Genomic DNA, 17,308 nt, shown 5'->3' with positions numbered 1-17,308 from the left:
AGCCCGGGTGCTTAGTCAGCGGCTGCGTCGGTAGCGGCGGATGCGCTGCCTTCGACTTCCGTTGCTTCGCCCTGGGCTTCCATCTCGGCGGCTTCGGCTTCGGCGATGGCACGGCGCTCTGCGTCGTCCATGGCGTCCTTGGCCTTGCGTGCCTGGTGGTAGGCCAGGCCGGTACCAGCCGGGATCAAGCGACCCACGATCACGTTTTCCTTCAGGCCACGCAGCTCGTCGCGCTTGCCCATGATGGCTGCCTCGGTGAGCACGCGGGTGGTTTCCTGGAAGGAAGCGGCGGAGATGAACGAGTCGGTCGACAGCGATGCCTTCGTGATACCCAGCAGCAGGTTGCTGTAGGTCGCAGGAATCTTGCCTTCGGACTGCAGTGCCTCGTTGGTGTTGAGGATCTCGGAACGCTCGACCTGTTCACCGGCAATGTAGTTCGACTCGCCGACGTTCTCGACCACGACGCGGCGCAGCATCTGGCGAACGATCACCTCGATGTGCTTGTCGTTGATCTTCACGCCCTGCAAGCGGTACACGTCCTGCACTTCATCGACGATGTAGCGCGACAGCTCTTCGATACCCAGCAAACGCAGGATGTCCTGCGGGTCGGCCGGGCCGTCCACAATCGATTCGCCCTTGTTCACCACCTGGCCTTCGTGCACCAGGATGTTCTTTTCCTTGGGCACGAGTTCTTCGAACACGTGGCCTTCAGGATCGGTGATCTGCAGGCGGACCTTGCCCTTGGTTTCCTTGCCGAACGACACGGTACCGGTCATCTCGGCCAGCGTGCCCTTGTCCTTGGGCGTGCGGGCTTCGAACAGCTCGGCCACGCGGGGCAGACCGCCCGTAATGTCGCGGGTCTTCTGGCCTTCGACCGGAATACGCGCCAGCACTTCGCCGGGGCCCACGTCCTGGCCATCGCGCACCTGGATCAGAGCGCCCACCTGGAAGCCGATGGTCACCGAGTGGTCGGTGCCGGGGATCTTCACCTCGTTGCCCTGGGCGTCGATCAGCTTGACCTGCGGACGAACGACCTTGGCAGCGCCGCGGCGCTTGGGGTCGATCACCACCAGCGTGGAAAGGCCAGTCACTTCATCGACCTGCTTGGCAACGGTGAGGCCTTCTTCGACGTTCTCGAACTTGGTCTGACCGGCGAACTCGGTGATGATGGGTCGCGTCAGCGGATCCCAGTTGGCCAGGATCGTACCGGCCTTGATCTGCTGGTCGGCCTTCACCGTCAGCGTGGCGCCGTAAGGCACCTTGTGGCGCTCACGCTCGCGGCCATGCTCGTCCTGGATGATGATCTCACCCGAACGTGCAATCACCACCAGCTCGCCCTTGGTGTTGCTCACGTAGCGCATCGTGGCATTGAAGCCGATCACGCCGTTGGACTTGGCTTCCACGCTGGACGCGATGGCAGCACGCGAAGCGGCACCACCGATGTGGAACGTACGCATGGTCAGCTGCGTGCCGGGCTCGCCGATGGACTGGGCAGCGATCACACCCACGGCTTCGCCGAGGTTGATCAGGCCGCCACGGCCCAGGTCGCGGCCATAGCACTTGGCGCACAGGCCATAGCGGGTTTCGCAGGTCAGTGCGGTGCGCACCTTCACTTCGTCCACGCCAGCGCTTTCCAGCTCTTCGATCACGTCTTCTTCGAGCATCACGCCCGCTTCGACCAGCACAGCGCGGGTTTCGGGGTGCAGCACGTCTTCGGCGGCGGTACGGCCCAGGATACGGTCGCGCAGCGACTCGATCACTTCACCACCTTCGACGATGGCGCGCATCAGCGAACCATTGGAAGTGCCGCAGTCCTCTTCGGTCACGACCAGATCCTGCGTCACGTCCACCAGACGGCGCGTCAGGTAACCCGAGTTGGCCGTCTTCAGCGCCGTGTCGGCCAGACCCTTACGGGCACCGTGGGTGGAGATGAAGTACTCCAGCACGTTCAGGCCTTCGCGGAAGTTCGCGGTGATGGGCGTTTCGATGATCGAGCCGTCTGGCTTGGCCATCAGACCCCGCATACCGGCCACCTGGCGGATCTGGGCGGCAGAGCCGCGGGCGCCGGAGTCGGCCATCATGTAGATGGAGTTGAAGGACTCCTGATCCACTTCCTTGCCGTGGCGGTCCATGACCTTCTGCTTGGACAGCTGGGCCATCATCACCTTGGAGACTTCGTCACCGGCCTTGCCCCAGATGTCCACCACCTTGTTGTAGCGCTCGCCAGACGTCACCAGACCGGACACATACTGCTGTTCGATCTCTTTGACCTCCTTCTCGGAGCGCTCGATGATGCCGGCCTTCTGGGGCGGCACCAGCATGTCGTCGATGGCGATCGAGATACCGGCGCGTGTGGCCAGGCGGAAGCCGTTTTGCAGCAGCTTGTCGGCAAACACCACGGTTTCCTTCAGGCCGCACTTGCGGAAGGACACGTTGATGAGCTTGGAGATTTCCTTCTTCTTGAGCGCCTTGTTCATGTGCGAGAACGGCAACCCCTTGGGGAGGATTTCAGACAGCAGCGCACGGCCCGCCGTGGTTTCGACCAGAGAGTACGACGGTACGAATTCGCCGGTTTCCTTGTCCTTGGTCCACTCGGTCATGCGCACCGTGATCTTGGCGGCCAGCTCCACTTCGCCAGCGTCCAGGGCACGTTGCACTTCGCCGGTATCGGCAAACACCAGGCCTTCGCCCTTGCCGTTGATGCGGTCGCGAGTGGCGTAGTACAGGCCCAGCACCACGTCCTGCGAAGGCACGATGGAGGGCTCGCCCGAAGCAGGGAACAGCACGTTGTTGGAGGCCAGCATCAGCGTGCGGGCTTCCATCTGCGCTTCCACCGACAGCGGCACGTGAACAGCCATCTGGTCACCGTCGAAGTCGGCGTTGAAGGCCGCGCAAACGAGGGGGTGCAATTGGATGGCCTTGCCTTCGATCAGGATGGGCTCAAACGCCTGGATACCCAGACGGTGCAGCGTAGGCGCACGGTTGAGCATCACGGGGTGCTCTTTGATGACCTCTTCCAGGATGTCCCACACCACGGGGGTGCCGGATTCGACTTCTTTCTTGGCGGCCTTGATCGTCGTCGCGATGCCCATGGCTTCGAGGCGCGAGAAGATGAAGGGCTTGAACAGCTCCAGCGCCATCAGCTTGGGCAAGCCGCACTGGTGCAGCTTGAGCGTTGGGCCCACGGTGATCACGGAACGACCGGAGTAGTCCACCCGCTTGCCCAGCAAGTTCTGGCGGAAACGGCCCGACTTGCCCTTGATCATGTCGGCCAGCGACTTCAGGGCACGCTTGTTGGCGCCCGTCATGGCCTTGCCACGGCGGCCGTTGTCCAGCAGCGAGTCCACGGCTTCCTGCAGCATCCGCTTTTCGTTGCGGGCGATGATTTCCGGTGCCTTCAGCTCCAGCAGGCGGCGCAGACGCGAGTTGCGGTTGATGACGCGGCGGTACAGGTCGTTCAGGTCGGAGGTCGCAAAGCGGCCGCCGTCCAGCGGCACCAGCGGACGCAGGTCCGGGGGCAGCACGGGCAGCACTTCGAGCACCATCCACTCGGGCTTGATGCCCGACTTCTTGAACGCTTCCAGCACCTTCAGGCGCTTGGCGTTCTTCTTGACCTTGACTTCGGAGCCGGTCAGGTCACCGCGCAGACGTTCGATCGACAGGTCGATGTCGATGGATTCCAGCAGGTCCTTGATACCTTCAGCGCCCATCTTGGCGATGAATTCGTCGCCGTATTCCTTGCGCTTGGCGTCGTAGTCGTCCTCGGACATGATGCTGAACTTCTTCAGCGGGGTCATGCCAGGGTCGGTCACCACGTAGGCTTCAAAGTACAGCACGCGTTCAATGTCGCGCAGCGTCATGTCCAGCACCAGGCCCAGACGCGATGGCAGCGACTTCAGGAACCAGATGTGGGCACAAGGTGCGGCCAGATCGATGTGGCCCATGCGCTCGCGGCGCACCTTGGTCTGCGTGACTTCCACGCCGCACTTCTCGCAGATCACGCCGCGGTGCTTCAGGCGCTTGTACTTGCCGCACAGGCATTCGTAGTCCTTGATGGGACCAAAAATCTTGGCGCAGAACAGACCGTCGCGTTCGGGCTTGAACGTGCGGTAGTTGATGGTTTCAGGCTTCTTCACTTCACCGAAGGACCACGAACGGATCTTCTCGGGCGAGGCCATGCCGATGCGGATGGCATCAAAGTGCTCATCCGGCGTAAATTGCTTGAACAGGTCGAGTAGCGATTTCATGTGACTCTTTCCTTTTCGTCAAAAATCATAGCTGACAGCGCTTGATGCATGGTGCTTTGCATGTGAAAACACATGCAAAGCCTCTATCAATCAGCGCCAGCAGCTCACTTTTTTAATAATCCCGATCCTGTTCAGGAGCGTTCGAGTTCGATGTCCAGGCCCAGGGAACGAATTTCCTTGACCAGCACATTGAACGATTCCGGCATGCCGGCCTCGATGGCGTGTTCGCCCTTGACGATGGATTCGTACACCTTGGTACGGCCCACCACGTCGTCGGACTTCACGGTCAGCATTTCCTGCAGCACGTAGGCGGCGCCGTAGGCTTCGAGCGCCCACACTTCCATTTCACCGAAACGCTGGCCGCCGAACTGGGCCTTGCCGCCCAGCGGTTGCTGCGTGACGAGCGAGTAAGGACCGGTGGAGCGCGCGTGCATCTTGTCGTCCACCAGGTGGTGCAGCTTCAGGTAGTGCATGTAGCCAATGGTGGTCGGGCGCTCAAAGCGCTCGCCCGTGCGGCCGTCAAACAGGTAAGCCTGCGTGCGGGTGGGCGTGAGGCCCTTGCGCTCGGCGATGTCGTCCGGGTAGGCGATCTTGAGCATGTCCTTGATTTCTTCTTCCGAAGCACCATCGAACACGGGCGTCGCATAGGGCACACCGTTGGTCAGGTTGGCCGCCATGGCCATCACGTCGTCATCGCTGAGCAGCGAGAGGTCTTCCGTGCGGCCGCGCGAGTTGTACACCTCTTCGAGGAACTTGCGCACTTCAGCGGCCTTGGCCTGCTCCTGCAGCATGTTGCCGATGCGCTGGCCAATGCCCTTGCCGGCCCAGCCCAGGTGAACTTCCAGCACCTGACCAATGTTCATCCGCGATGGCACGCCCAGCGGGTTCAGAACGATGTCGGCAGGGGTGCCGTCGGCCATGTAAGGCATGTCTTCGACGGGAACGATCTTGGACACCACACCCTTGTTACCGTGGCGGCCGGCCATCTTGTCGCCAGGCTGAAGGCGGCGCTTGACGGCCAGGTACACCTTGACCATCTTGAGCACGCCAGCGGGTAGCTCATCACCTTGCGTGAGCTTCTTGCGCTTTTCTTCAAAAGCCAGGTCGAAGCTGTGGCGCGTCTGCTCCAGCGAATTCTTGATGGATTCGAGCTGGGTGGCGACTTCGTCTTCCGCAGGGCGGATGTCAAACCAGTGGAACTTCTCCACCGAGGCCAGGTAAGCCTTGTCGATCTTCGTGCCCTTGGCCAGCTTTTGCGGGCCACCGTTGGCCACGCGACCGGTCAGCAGCTTCTCGATACGATCAAAGGCGTCGGCTTCCACAATGCGCAGCTGGTCGTTCAGGTCGAGGCGGAAGCGCTTGAGTTCATCGTCGATGATCTGCTGGGCGCGCTTGTCGCGCTGGATGCCTTCGCGGGTGAACACCTGCACGTCGATCACCGTGCCTTGCGAGCCCTGGTCCACGCGCAGCGAGGTGTCCTTCACATCCGATGCCTTCTCGCCGAAGATGGCGCGCAGGAGCTTCTCTTCGGGCGTGAGGGTGGTTTCGCCCTTGGGCGTGACCTTGCCCACCAGCGTATCGCCGGGCTGCACTTCGGCGCCCACGTAGATGATGCCGGACTCGTCCAGACGGTTCAGCTGCTGCTCCGACAGATTCGGAATGTCGCGCGTGATTTCTTCGGCGCCCAGCTTGGTGTCGCGGGCCATCACCACCAGTTCCTCGATGTGGATCGAGGTGTAGCGGTCTTCGGCCACCACGCGTTCGGAGATCAGGATCGAGTCTTCGAAGTTGTAGCCGTTCCAGGGCATGAACGCGATCAGCATGTTCTGGCCGATGGCGATTTCGCCAAAGTCCGTCGATGCGCCGTCGGCGATCACATCACCCTTGACCAGCATGTCGCCCTTCTTGACGATGGGGCGCTGGTGGATGTTGGTGTTCTGGTTCGAACGCTGGTACTTGATCAGGTTGTAGATGTCCACGCCCACTTCACCAGCCACGGCTTCGGCGTCGTTCACGCGCACCACGATGCGGGTGGCATCCACGTAATCCACGATGCCACCACGGTTGGCCGTGACCACCGTGCCGGAATCGACTGCAGCAACGCGCTCGATACCCGTGCCGACCAGCGGCTTTTCGGGGCGCAGCACAGGCACGGCCTGGCGCGACATGTTGGCGCCCATCAGTGCGCGGTTCGCATCGTCGTGCTCCAGGAACGGAACCAGCGAAGCCGCCACGGAAACGATCTGTGCAGGCGACACATCCATGTACTGCACTCGGTCTGCGCCGCACAGGATGGACTCACCCTTTTCACGGGCGGAGACCAGTTCGCCCGTCAGGCGGCCGTCCTTGTCGAGCTGCGCATTGGCCTGCGCAATCACGTACTTGCCTTCTTCGATGGCAGAGAGGTAATCGATGTCGTTGGTCACCTTGCCATCCACCACGCGACGGTACGGGGTTTCAATGAAACCGTACTCGTTCAGGCGGGCGTACAGGGCCAGCGAGTTGATCAGACCAATGTTCGGGCCTTCAGGCGTTTCGATAGGGCAGACGCGGCCATAGTGGGTCACGTGCACGTCACGTACCTCGAAGCCGGCACGTTCGCGGGTCAGGCCACCCGGGCCGAGGGCCGACACGCGGCGCTTGTGCGTGATTTCCGCCAGCGGGTTGGTCTGGTCCATGAACTGCGACAGCTGGGATGCGCCGAAGAATTCCTTCAGTGCGGCCGAGATCGGCTTGCTGTTGATCAGGTCGTGGGGCATCAGCGGCTCTTGCTCGGCCTGGCCTAGACGTTCCTTTACAGCCTTCTCGATACGTGCGAGGCCGGTGCGGTACTGGTTTTCGGCCAGCTCGCCCACGCAACGCACGCGGCGGTTGCCCAGGTGATCGATGTCATCGACTTCGCCGTTGCCGTTGCGCAGGTCCACCAGAATCTTGACCACGGCCAGGATGTCTTCGTTGGACAGCACCATGGGGCCGGTGGATTCGTCGCGGCCAATCTTGGCGTTGAACTTCATGCGGCCCACGCGCGACAGGTCGTACGTGTCGGGGTTGTAGAACAGGCGCTGGAACAACGCCTGCACGGCGTCTTCCGTCGGCGGTTCGCCAGGACGCATCATGCGGTAGATGGCCACGCGCGCAGCAAACTCGTCCACCGTTTCATCGATGCGCAGCGTTTGCGAGATGTAGGCACCTTGGTCGAGTTCGTTGGTGTAGATGACCTGCAGGTCTTGCACGCCAGCAGAGCGCAGCTTCTTGAGCAGCGCTTCGGTCAGCTCTTCGTTGGCCTTGGCGATGATTTCGCCGGTGTCGGCGTCCACAATATTGCGGGCGACCACGCGGCCAATGAGGAAGTCTTCGGGCACGCTGATGTGCGTGGTGCCAGACTGCTCCAGCTCACGGGTGTGGCGCGCGGTGATGCGCTTGTCCTTGGCGACGATGACCTTGCCGCTCTTGTCGGTAATGTCAAAGCGCGCCACTTCACCCTTGAGGCGCTCGGACACGAATTCCATCTGCGCGCCACTGTCCATCAGGCGGAAATTGTCGTTGACGAAGAAGTTCGCCAGGATGGACTCGGGGTTCAGGCCGATGGCCTTGAGCAGGATCGTGACCGGCATCTTGCGGCGGCGGTCCACACGGAAGTACAGGATGTCCTTGGGGTCGAACTCGAAATCCAGCCATGAGCCACGGTATGGAATGATCCGTGCCGAGAACAGCAGCTTGCCCGAGCTGTGCGTCTTGCCCTTGTCGTGTTCAAAGAACACGCCAGGCGAACGGTGCAACTGCGACACGATCACGCGCTCGGTACCGTTGATGATGAACGAGCCCTTGTCGGTCATCAGGGGCACTTCACCCATGTAGACCTCTTGCTCCTTCACTTCCTTGACCACCTTGGACTGCGATGTCGAGGACTCGCGGTCATAGATGATCAGCTGAACCTTGGCGCGCACGGCCGAGGCAAAGGTCAGACCACGTGTCTGGCACTCGCGCACGTCAAAAGCCGGCTTGGCCAGGTTGTATTCGATGAACTTCATCTCCACAAACCCGTTGTGGGAGACGATGGGGAAGGCGGCGTCAAATGCAGCCTGAAGACCTTCAATGGTACGTTTTTGGGGTGCTTTATCAGCCTGCAAGAAAGCGGTGTAGGCATCCTTCTGCATCTGCAGCAGATAAGGAACTTCGAGCACGCTATCGCGGGTGCCGAAACTTTTGCGAATTCGCTTGCGTTCGGTGTAGGAATAGGCCATGAGATCTCCGGGCAAAGACATGAGTCCTGGGTCTTCGACGACTGACCCACAAGGAGCGTTGTCCTTATGGGCTTGGCGGTTGGCCACTACCAACCATGGCGGACGGTGATGCGTTGCACATCACCCGAACCAAGGCGTCTTCTGCTGTCGGGGTTGTCAGAAGACACTCGAAAGCCTCGTTGCGAACGGGGCTTACGGGTGCTCTCTGAAAGCACCAAAGGCTGGAGGCCCTTTGAGGAGCACTCCAGCCCTTGAGCAAGACCGAATTACTTGAGTTCGGCCTTGGCGCCGGCTTCCACCAGCTTCTTGACGGCTGCTTCGGCGTCGGCCTTGGCAATGCCTTCCTTGACGTTCTTGGGAGCGCCGTCCACCAGGTCCTTGGCTTCCTTGAGGCCCAGGCCGGTGATTTCGCGCACTGCCTTGATGACGGACACCTTGTTGGCGCCGGCTTCCGTCAGCACCACGTTGAATTCCGTCTTTTCTTCGGCAGCAGCAGCGCCAGCGCCACCACCAGCGGCAGCAGGAGCAGCCATGGCTGCAGCGCTCACGCCAAACTTCTCTTCAATGGCCTTCACCAGGTCATTGAGTTCCAGAACCGTCATGCTGTCCAGCGCGGTCAAAAATGCGTCTTTATCGAATGCCATTTTGATTTCCTAACAATTGTGTTGGTTGACTGCCCAGCTATCAAGCTGCTGCAGGTTCGGCGGCCGGAGCGGCTGCGCCTTCGCCTTTTTTCGCCGCCAGTGCGCCCAGCACAACGGCCGTACGCGACATGGGGGACATAAGCAAGCCACAAATCTGAGCCAGCAGAACTTCCTTGGAAGGAATGTTGGCCAGTTGCTTCACGCCGTTAACGTCCAGGGCTTTACCACCGAAAGCGCCACCGCGAATCACCAACTTGTCGTTGGTCTTCGCAAAGTCAGCCACCACTTTCGCGGCGGCCACGGCGTCTTCGGAGAAGCCATAGATCAGGGGACCAGTCATCTGGTCAGCCACCACGTCAAACTGGCTGCCTGCCACAGCACGGCGGGCCAGGGTGTTCTTCAGAACACTCAGGCTCACACCCTTGCTGCGTGCATCAACGCGCAGTTTGGTCATGTCGGCGACCGTGATGCCACGGTATTCCGCGATCACAAGCGTTTGAGCTTTAGCGGCGAGGCTGGTCACTTCACTGATGACCGCTTCTTTCTCACTGCGATTAAGACTCAAGGTCTACTCCTTAAATTGCGCATTCAGGCTTGCACCCTCCTGCGCGCTCTTGTTGCAGCGACCAACTGTTTCGGAACGAATTCCATCTGCAGCGGGATCGCCATCTGCGTTGGCCCCACAAGGGGATTAAGTGCGGCGAGCCACACACCAACGGTCTTGGATGGCCTGCAGGCAGGTATTGCACCACCTGCAGCCCACCACATCAGGCCCTTTGACAGGCCCGAAGATTTTTTATCGCAATTACGCTGCGATGGATTGCGTATCCACGCGGACGCCAACGCCCATCGTGGAGGACACAGCAACCTTGCGCAGGTACAGGCCCTTGCTAGAAGCTGGCTTGGCCTTGTTCAGGGCATCGATCAGCGCAGCCAGATTGCCTTGCAGCTTTTCGTTGTCGAACGAGCGGCGGCCAATGGTGCTGTGCACGATACCGGCCTTGTCCACGCGGAACTGCACTTGACCGGCCTTGGCGTTCTTCACAGCGGTGGCGACGTCAGGGGTCACGGTGCCAACCTTGGGGTTAGGCATCAGTCCACGAGGGCCGAGGATCTGGCCCAGGGTACCCACAACGCGCATGGCGTCAGGGGCAGCAATCACCACGTCGAAAGGCATGTCACCAGCCTTGACCATGGCGGCCAAGTCGTCCATGCCAACGATGTCAGCACCTGCAGCCTTGGCTTCATCTGCCTTGGCGCCTTGCGCAAACACAGCCACGCGGGTCGTCTTGCCAGTGCCATTGGGCAGCACCACGGCGCCACGCACCACTTGATCCGACTTCTTGGCATCGATGCCCAGTTGCACTGCCACGTCGATGGACTCATCGAACTTGGCCGTTGCAGCTTCTTTCACGAGCGCCACTGCATCTGCAAAAGCGTACAGCTTGGTGCTGTCAACCTTGCCCTGCAGGGCCTTTTGCTTTTTCGTCAACTTGGCCATTTACAAACCCTCCACCGTCACGCCCATCGAGCGTGCGGAACCAGCCAGCGTACGGACAGCAGCGTCAACGTTAGCGGCGTTCATGTCCTTCATCTTGGTCTTGGCGATCTCTTCGAGCTGTTCGCGCGTGATCTTGCCAACCTTGGTCTTCAGGGCATTGGAAGAACCCTTTTCGAGCTTGATGGCCTTCTTGATCAGGGTCGTCGCGGGAGGCGTCTTGATGATGAAGGTAAAGCTCTTGTCCGCAAATGCCGTGATGACCACGGGCAATGGCAGACCTGGCTCCACACCTTGGGTCTGGGCGTTGAACGCCTTGCAGAACTCCATGATGTTGAGACCGCGCTGGCCCAGTGCGGGACCAATGGGTGGTGACGGGTTGGCCTTACCAGCTGGAACTTGCAGCTTGATAAAACCGACGATTTTTTTCGCCATGCTTTACTCCTTGCGGGTGATAACGCCAGCGCCGCACTACGCAGCTTGTGGCTCCCCGGGGTTAACGACTCGCTATCAAAATGTTCGCACCGAGCCGAAAAGTGCGACATCCAGATCCATGCCTGAGGGTGCAGGCTTCAGGTTTTTTCTACCTGACCGAATTCCAACTCAACCGGCGTTGAGCGACCGAAAATCATGACAGAGACGCGTACGCGGCTCTTTTCATAATTCACTTCTTCCACAGAGCCATTAAAGTCTGTGAAGGGCCCTTCCTTGACCCGGACCAACTCACCCACCATAAACTCGATCTTGTGGCGAGGCTTGTCCGTGCCTTCCTGCATCTGGCTGACAATTTTCTGGACTTCTTCTTCAGAAATGGGGGCTGGCCGATTCTTTGCCCCACCCACAAATCCAGTCACCTTGTTGGTGTGCTTCACCAAGTGCCAGGTGTCGTCGTCCATGACCATTTCGACGAATACGTAGCCAGGAAAAAGCCGACGCTCGGTCGTTTTACGCTGACCGTTTTTCATCTCCACAACTTCTTCGGTCGGGACGAGAATACGGCCAAATTTGTCCTGCATGCCAGAGCGACCGATACGCTCCAGAATGTTGCGTTCCACCGCCTTTTCCATGCCCGAATAGGCATGGACGATGTACCAGCGCAAGTCTGGATTCGCCGATGCAGCAGCGCCGGCAGGAGCTTCCGCTCCAGTGATTTCCGCAGCCGTGGTCATGACTTCCTCCAACCTAAAACCAAGTCGTACAAGACCCATTCCAGCGTCTTGTCGGTGAGCCACAGGAAAAGCGCCATCACCACAACAAATGCAAACACGTAGGCGGTCATCTGCAAGGTTTCCTTGCGGGTGGGCCACACGACCTTCTTCACTTCACGCCAAGCATCCTTGGCAAAGGCTACAAACTGGCGGCCAGGCTCGGAGACCAAAAACATTCCTGCTGCGGCAATCAGCCCAGCAATGAGCGCCCCCCATTGAGCAATCGGTCCTTGCTTGCTCAGCAAATAAAAGCCCGCCACCGAAGCGACCACCAAAGCCACAACTGCTGCGAGCTTGATCTTGTCTGCGCCGGTATTGACAGTTTCAACCTGTGAAGTGGCCATCTTTGAAATATTTCCTGCTTCTGAACACGGTGTCACCTAAGACGCCGAAGCCCGCCAGGGTCTGGCGGGCTTGTTTTGGGCCACTTTCAAGTGGCAGGGGCAGTAGGAATCGAACCTACAACCTTCGGTTTTGGAGACCGACGCTCTGCCAATTGAGCTATACCCCTGTATCCTGCCAATTAAGCAATGATCTTGGCCACGACGCCAGCGCCGACGGTACGGCCGCCTTCGCGGATAGCGAAGCGCAGACCTTCTTCCATGGCGATGGGGTTGATCAGCTTCACAGTGATCGACACGTTGTCGCCAGGCATGACCATTTCCTTGTCGGCTGGCAGCTCGATGGCGCCCGTCACGTCCGTGGTACGGAAGTAGAACTGAGGGCGGTAGTTGTTGAAGAAGGGGGTGTGGCGGCCGCCTTCGTCCTTGGAGAGGACATACACCTCAGCGGTGAAGTGCGTGTGGGGCTTGATCGAGCCGGGCTTGCACAGCACCTGGCCACGCTCCACGTCTTCGCGCTTGGTGCCGCGCAGCAGCAGACCGACGTTGTCGCCAGCCTGGCCCTGGTCCAGCAGCTTGCGGAACATTTCCACGCCGGTGCAGGTGGTCTTGACAGTGTCCTTGATACCGACGATTTCGATTTCTTCGCCGACCTTGATGATGCCGCGCTCGATACGGCCGGTCACCACGGTGCCGCGACCAGAGATCGAGAACACGTCTTCCACGGGCATCAGGAATGCGCCGTCCACTGCGCGGTCAGGCGTGGGGATGTAGCTGTCCAGGGCATCTGCCAGCTTCATGATGGCTTCTTCACCCAGCTTGCCCTTGTCGCCTTCCAGGGCGAGCTTGGCGGAGCCACGGATGATGGGGGTGTTGTCACCTGGGAAGTCGTACTTGTCCAGGAGTTCGCGCACTTCCATTTCGACGAGTTCCAGCAGTTCTTCGTCGTCCACCATGTCGCACTTGTTCAGGAACACGATGATGTAAGGCACGCCCACCTGGCGAGCCAGCAGGATGTGTTCGCGGGTCTGGGGCATGGGGCCGTCAGCGGCCGAGCACACCAGAATGGCGCCGTCCATCTGGGCAGCGCCGGTGATCATGTTCTTCACATAGTCGGCGTGACCGGGGCAGTCCACGTGGGCATAGTGGCGGGCAGCCGTTTCGTATTCCACGTGGGCGGTGTTGATCGTGATGCCGCGGGCCTTTTCTTCGGGCGCTGCGTCGATCTGGTCGTAGGCCTTGGCTTCGCCGCCGAACTTGGCGGACAGCACGGTAGCGATGGCTGCCGTCAGCGTCGTCTTGCCATGGTCCACGTGGCCGATCGTGCCCACGTTGACGTGGGGCTTGGTACGTTCGAACTTACCTTTTGCCATTTTTCCGACTCCGAAAAAAATCAATACCAAAACAACTGGATCTCGGCGCTACCAGAATCGGACGCACCTGAACGTGGTGCCCATGGCGGGAATCGGACCCGCGACCTCTCCCTTACCAAGGGAGTGCTCTACCACTGAGCCACATGGGCAACTTGACGCCGCTTCACGCAACATCAAAATTTCTATCTCACCAACCAGCCCAACAAGCAATGGAGCGGGAGACGGGAATCGAACCCGCGTCATTAGCTTGGAAGGCTAGGGTTCTACCATTGAACTACTCCCGCACTAGCCTCGCACCAATTTGCGGCGCTTGCGCGTCAAACCTCAGCTCTGCTCTGCTTTCAACTGGTGGAGGGGACTGGATTCGAACCAGTGTAGGCGTAAGCCAACAGATTTACAGTCTGCCCCCTTTAGCCACTCGGGCACCCCTCCGGAGAATTTTGAATTATAGCATTCTTTTGGCCGAGTGAAACAAAGAACGCGCAGCTCAGGCAAATTTCAACGAGGCTGGATGGTGCGGCTGGCGGGGATCGAACCCACGATGGCTTCGGAGGCCAGAGATGACGTTCCACATCTGCATGCAGCATCAGCCAGCACAAGCTAGCAAGTGGCGGCATTTGTCCATAAGTCATTGATGTACAAAGAGTTCTCTGAAGTGGCCTGTGACTATTCATCACATTCACTTTGCGACCATTGCCGCCGAAAGTCACAGCCAACCGCAAGTCGATGGCGAAAAGTGCCTCGTGGGTCAATCAATGCCCAAGTGACCATAGCCCCACCCTAAAGCTTGTTTGAAGCGCAGGCCAGCACGATCTCATCGTCTTTGAGGGTTACGAACATCCCACGGTGCTGGTTGAGTTTGGAGTTGGAGTTGGCTTTTTGGAACGCCGCTCGATCGATCCTCCCCAGATCACCCCACCGACCCCACCCAGTTCTCAATCTCAAGCGCTGGCACCCTTTTGAACTCTGACACGTTATTGGTGACCAGCACCAATCCCTCACTGCGGGCGTGCGCAGCGATGTGGATATCGTTCACACCAATCGGCTGCCCCAGCTTCTCCAGGCCAGCGCGGATAGCTCCGTAATGCTGGGCGGCTTTGCTGGTGTAAGGCAACACCTCGAGGCGGCTACAAAAATCCTCAACGACGGAAAGGTTCTCACTGATTCGCGTGCTTTTCTCAGCGCCGTGAATGAGTTCGGCCAGTGTGATCGACGAGATCCCCATGCGACTGGCGTTGGCGTTGAAGACAGATAGAACTTCCGGGGGGCGTCGTTTGAGGACGTAGATAACGATGTTGGTGTCCAGCAGGTAACGCAGCATCAGAGGCTTTCCCGTTCCGCCTGTTGCTGAGATGCTCGCTCGGACATGAAGTCTTCGCTGACAGTCGGGCCATCCAAGAAGAAGCTGTCCCACGTTTGGCCGACCGGCGCGATGATCCTCTCGTTGCCCTTGGCGCGCACCTCGACCTTGCGCACCCCGTCGGGCAGGCGCACATCAATTGGCAAACGAACCGCCTGGGTGCGGTTGTTGATGAAGACGGTACCTATGGACATGGTGGCTCCTTCAAGCGCAATGTATATGGCGATTGTATATAGCAAGCTGGGTGATGGGGGAATCGTGCGAAATCCACGCTTGGAATGCGACCACGGCAACCTTTTTGACACAGCGATCCGGACTCCTTCCCGTGAGGCTCACATCAGCTGAAGCAAACAGTTTCGTTTTTAAGCTCAGAAGCGGACTGGTCGCCAACGCTTGCGCGGCTCCCCAAGTTCGCAGAACATAGCCCCCATACCGCACTTCATTTGGAGTGCGTTCTGACCCAGTGTCAGACTTGACCCAACGATTTGTGCACCTCAGCCCCCAGGCTGCAGCCTCAAATCCACCTGATCTATACGACCAGGAAAACTTCAGTGGCCACTCGTGCCGAATCCCCGCGAATGCGGGCGTTTCGAGCTTGAGCACACCCGCCGCTGCACAGCGCCCACCACCGGCTGCGCTGATCTGATCGCGACCGATCTCGGCGCGCATCGACTTCGAGTGTCGTTGCACGCCTGCGTGACGTGCGCGGTGATCACCATCATCGTGTCGGTGTCCACGCCGGCTTGCGCGTTGTAGCTTTGCTCGAAGCCCCCTCCCGAGACGGGCATGATTCGCGACTCTTCATCCGTGAGGTTGACCTGGTCGGCGTCCTTGGGGCCGGCCTGCGGCGCCTCGGGGTCCTTGCCGCGTGGCTTCTTGCCGGCATCGCGCTGGACTTTGCGCTTGGCGCTTTTGGCCTCGTACTCCTGCTGCTCGCCCTGATGGCGCTCGCCCGCGCGCTGCTCGATCTTGGCCTTGGCCTGCGCAATGGCGCTCAAGCGGTCTTCGCGCCGGGCAATCACTGTTCGGGCCGAGGAGCCCTTGAAGATGGCTGGGCGCCGGTACATCCCCGATTTGGTGGTGCGTTGCCGAACCACGGATAGGCTCGTTTTGGCCATTGAAGTCTGGCACACGCATGCGGTCTCTACGTCCAAGCGGCAGGCCTACCAGATTGCCTGCATCCCCTGGATCGAGGTGCGCGCCTGGAGTGTCATTTGCCGGCGCCTTGGGCAGGCTTTGCCGATTCTGGATTGGGGTGGAATTGTGGCAGTCGAGAGTCCATGCCAGCTACGCCTTTTCGACTCGGCCCCGATCCCTCTCAAGGTCCAAGAGAGGCCCATTGCGGTTTTCAGTGTGCGCAGCAGGCATTGGCAACTTCCTTCGCGAAGCCCCTCATTATCTCCACTGAATCCCTAGGTGTCGCATCCCGGACGATCATATGGTCGCTTGTTAAACAGATGCGGGTGCGACTGATACCACTGTTTCATGGCCTGCATGGGCGTACTGCTCTTGAGCGCTGATTGCGGCAACTGGTGGTTGTACAGGGCCACATAGCGCAACAAGGTCTGCTCCATGTCCTCGCGGCTGTTGAACCTGTGGGTCTTCAGGACGTCTGCAATACGCCCATTGAACCGCTCCACCATACCGTTGGTTCTCGGTGTTCTGGGCTTGGTCAGCCGGTGCTCTATGCCCAGCTCCTGGCACAGTTGATCGAACTCATGGTTGCCGCTGGGTTCGCGTTCCCGGCTGGCAAACAGGCGGTCTGTGAACTCCTTGCCGTTGTCGGTCAGCAGCTTGGTGATCCTGAGCGGACAGGCCTTGTGCAATGCCTTCAGGAAGGCTTGCGCACTGGCGGCTGTCTTGTTGGTCTTGAGCTGCACAAACACCCAGCGCGTAGCCCGATCAATGGCCACGAACAGATAGCGCCTGCTGCTCTCGTCCTGCATCTGGGGCAGGTACTTCACATCCATGTGCACATAGCCAGGCTCGTAGCTCTTGAAGGCCTTGTGTGCTACCGCAGGCTCCTGGGGTTTGAGGGCGTTGAGGTTGCCCGCGCCATGGCGGCGCAGACAGCGGTCCAAGCCAGAGCGTGAGACATGGGGGCAAATGAACTCGCGCGTGACCGCCAGCAGGTCATCCAGGGGCAGCAGCAGGGTACGCCTGAGGTGGAGCACCACGGTCTCTTGCGCAGGCGTGAGCACGGTCTGCAGGTGATGGGCCGTGTGCGAGCGGTCTGCAAAAACATCGCGCTTCTTCCATTTGTAGACCGTCTGCTCAGTGATCCCGAAGCGCAGGGCCAGGACGTTGGCTGGCTCGTTGCTGGCTGCGATCTCGGCACGCACAGCGGGCGTGGTGCGGGCGTTCTTGTGCAGGGCAATCAACATGGCTTTACT

Annotated in this window: 12 protein-coding genes, 4 tRNA genes and 1 pseudogene; all 17 read right to left on the bottom strand. The window is 59.8% G+C overall.

Annotated elements, in window-relative coordinates; all coding sequences use genetic code 11:
• Positions 1-11: 11 nt before the first annotated feature.
• The 17 genes and pseudogenes from rpoC to AAFF19_RS03280 all read right to left on the bottom strand — a co-directional run bounded on the left by rpoC (position 12) and on the right by AAFF19_RS03280 (position 17,299).
• A complete protein-coding gene (gene rpoC / locus AAFF19_RS03360) occupies positions 12-4,247 on the bottom strand; it encodes a DNA-directed RNA polymerase subunit beta' (protein ID WP_182119632.1) in 4,236 nt (1,411 codons plus the stop codon).
• A gap of 131 nt (positions 4,248-4,378) precedes the next feature.
• Complete coding sequence (rpoB, locus tag AAFF19_RS03355) at positions 4,379-8,491, bottom strand: DNA-directed RNA polymerase subunit beta (RefSeq protein ID WP_182119631.1); 4,113 nt, start codon at positions 8,489-8,491, stop codon at positions 4,379-4,381.
• 266 nt (positions 8,492-8,757) lie between these two features.
• On the bottom strand, positions 8,758-9,135 hold the full coding sequence (gene rplL, locus AAFF19_RS03350; protein WP_008907085.1) for a 50S ribosomal protein L7/L12: 378 nt from the start codon (positions 9,133-9,135) through the stop codon (positions 8,758-8,760).
• 40 nt (positions 9,136-9,175) lie between these two features.
• Positions 9,176-9,700, bottom strand: a complete 525-nt coding sequence (gene rplJ / locus AAFF19_RS03345; RefSeq protein ID WP_034695835.1) for a 50S ribosomal protein L10 — start codon at positions 9,698-9,700, stop codon at positions 9,176-9,178.
• Positions 9,701-9,940: 240 nt separating this feature from the next.
• Positions 9,941-10,636 carry a 50S ribosomal protein L1 gene (gene rplA / locus AAFF19_RS03340; RefSeq protein ID WP_008907083.1) on the bottom strand — a complete coding sequence of 232 codons (696 nt, stop codon included), beginning with the start codon at positions 10,634-10,636 and terminating at the stop codon, positions 9,941-9,943.
• Entirely contained in the window at positions 10,637-11,068 is a 432-nt protein-coding gene (gene rplK, locus AAFF19_RS03335) for a 50S ribosomal protein L11 (RefSeq protein WP_008907082.1), read from the bottom strand.
• Between the two features lie 137 nt (positions 11,069-11,205).
• A complete protein-coding gene (nusG, locus tag AAFF19_RS03330) occupies positions 11,206-11,802 on the bottom strand; it encodes a transcription termination/antitermination protein NusG (RefSeq protein WP_008907081.1) in 597 nt (198 codons plus the stop codon).
• On the bottom strand, positions 11,799-12,185 hold the full coding sequence (gene secE / locus AAFF19_RS03325) for a preprotein translocase subunit SecE (RefSeq protein ID WP_008907080.1): 387 nt from the start codon (positions 12,183-12,185) through the stop codon (positions 11,799-11,801). Before secE ends, nusG begins: the two co-directional genes overlap by 4 nt.
• A gap of 91 nt (positions 12,186-12,276) precedes the next feature.
• A tRNA-Trp gene (locus tag AAFF19_RS03320) sits at positions 12,277-12,352 on the bottom strand.
• Between the two features lie 12 nt (positions 12,353-12,364).
• Positions 12,365-13,555, bottom strand: a complete 1,191-nt coding sequence (gene tuf, locus AAFF19_RS03315; protein ID WP_342721312.1) for an elongation factor Tu — start codon at positions 13,553-13,555, stop codon at positions 12,365-12,367.
• A 74-nt stretch (positions 13,556-13,629) separates the two neighbouring features.
• Positions 13,630-13,704: transfer RNA gene (locus AAFF19_RS03310), tRNA-Thr, on the bottom strand.
• Positions 13,705-13,765: 61 nt separating this feature from the next.
• Positions 13,766-13,839, bottom strand: a tRNA-Gly gene (locus AAFF19_RS03305).
• A 62-nt stretch (positions 13,840-13,901) separates the two neighbouring features.
• A tRNA-Tyr gene (locus tag AAFF19_RS03300) sits at positions 13,902-13,987 on the bottom strand.
• A 478-nt stretch (positions 13,988-14,465) separates the two neighbouring features.
• Positions 14,466-14,876 carry a type II toxin-antitoxin system VapC family toxin gene (locus tag AAFF19_RS03295; RefSeq protein WP_086125041.1) on the bottom strand — a complete coding sequence of 137 codons (411 nt, stop codon included), beginning with the start codon at positions 14,874-14,876 and terminating at the stop codon, positions 14,466-14,468.
• The gene (gene vapB / locus AAFF19_RS03290; RefSeq protein WP_086125040.1) at positions 14,876-15,109 is read right to left on the bottom strand and encodes a type II toxin-antitoxin system VapB family antitoxin; all 234 of its coding nucleotides are present in this window, start codon (positions 15,107-15,109) and stop codon (positions 14,876-14,878) included. Before vapB ends, AAFF19_RS03295 begins: the two co-directional genes overlap by 1 nt.
• Before the next feature lie 486 nt (positions 15,110-15,595).
• Positions 15,596-15,934 (bottom strand): annotated as a pseudogene (locus tag AAFF19_RS03285) (IS5/IS1182 family transposase); the annotation flags it as partial.
• Between the two features lie 393 nt (positions 15,935-16,327).
• Positions 16,328-17,299, bottom strand: a complete 972-nt coding sequence (locus AAFF19_RS03280; protein ID WP_342721311.1) for an IS481 family transposase — start codon at positions 17,297-17,299, stop codon at positions 16,328-16,330.
• Between the last annotated feature and the right edge of the window lie 9 nt (positions 17,300-17,308).

The sequence above is a fragment of the Acidovorax sp. FHTAMBA genome (assembly GCF_038958875.1).
Taxonomy (GTDB): Bacteria; Pseudomonadota; Gammaproteobacteria; order Burkholderiales; family Burkholderiaceae_C; genus Acidovorax.
Note: the sequence above shows the minus strand (reverse complement) of the source record. Positions and strands in the feature narration are given on the sequence as shown.

Bases quoted from the DNA above. Each gene is read 5' to 3' on its own strand.
- rpoC (WP_182119632.1), bottom strand. From the start codon at position 4,247: ATGAAATCGCTACTCGACCTGTTCAAGCAATTTACGCCGGATGAGCAC.
- rpoB (WP_182119631.1), bottom strand. From the start codon at position 8,491: ATGGCCTATTCCTACACCGAACGCAAGCGAATTCGCAAAAGTTTCGGC.
- rplL (WP_008907085.1), bottom strand. From the start codon at position 9,135: ATGGCATTCGATAAAGACGCATTTTTGACCGCGCTGGACAGCATGACG.
- rplA (WP_008907083.1), bottom strand. From the start codon at position 10,636: ATGGCCAAGTTGACGAAAAAGCAAAAGGCCCTGCAGGGCAAGGTTGAC.
- rplK (WP_008907082.1), bottom strand. From the start codon at position 11,068: ATGGCGAAAAAAATCGTCGGTTTTATCAAGCTGCAAGTTCCAGCTGGT.
- nusG (WP_008907081.1), bottom strand. From the start codon at position 11,802: ATGACCACGGCTGCGGAAATCACTGGAGCGGAAGCTCCTGCCGGCGCT.
- secE (WP_008907080.1), bottom strand. From the start codon at position 12,185: ATGGCCACTTCACAGGTTGAAACTGTCAATACCGGCGCAGACAAGATC.
- tuf (WP_342721312.1), bottom strand. From the start codon at position 13,555: ATGGCAAAAGGTAAGTTCGAACGTACCAAGCCCCACGTCAACGTGGGC.
- AAFF19_RS03295 (WP_086125041.1), bottom strand. From the start codon at position 14,876: ATGCTGCGTTACCTGCTGGACACCAACATCGTTATCTACGTCCTCAAA.
- vapB (WP_086125040.1), bottom strand. From the start codon at position 15,109: ATGTCCATAGGTACCGTCTTCATCAACAACCGCACCCAGGCGGTTCGT.
- AAFF19_RS03280 (WP_342721311.1), bottom strand. From the start codon at position 17,299: ATGTTGATTGCCCTGCACAAGAACGCCCGCACCACGCCCGCTGTGCGT.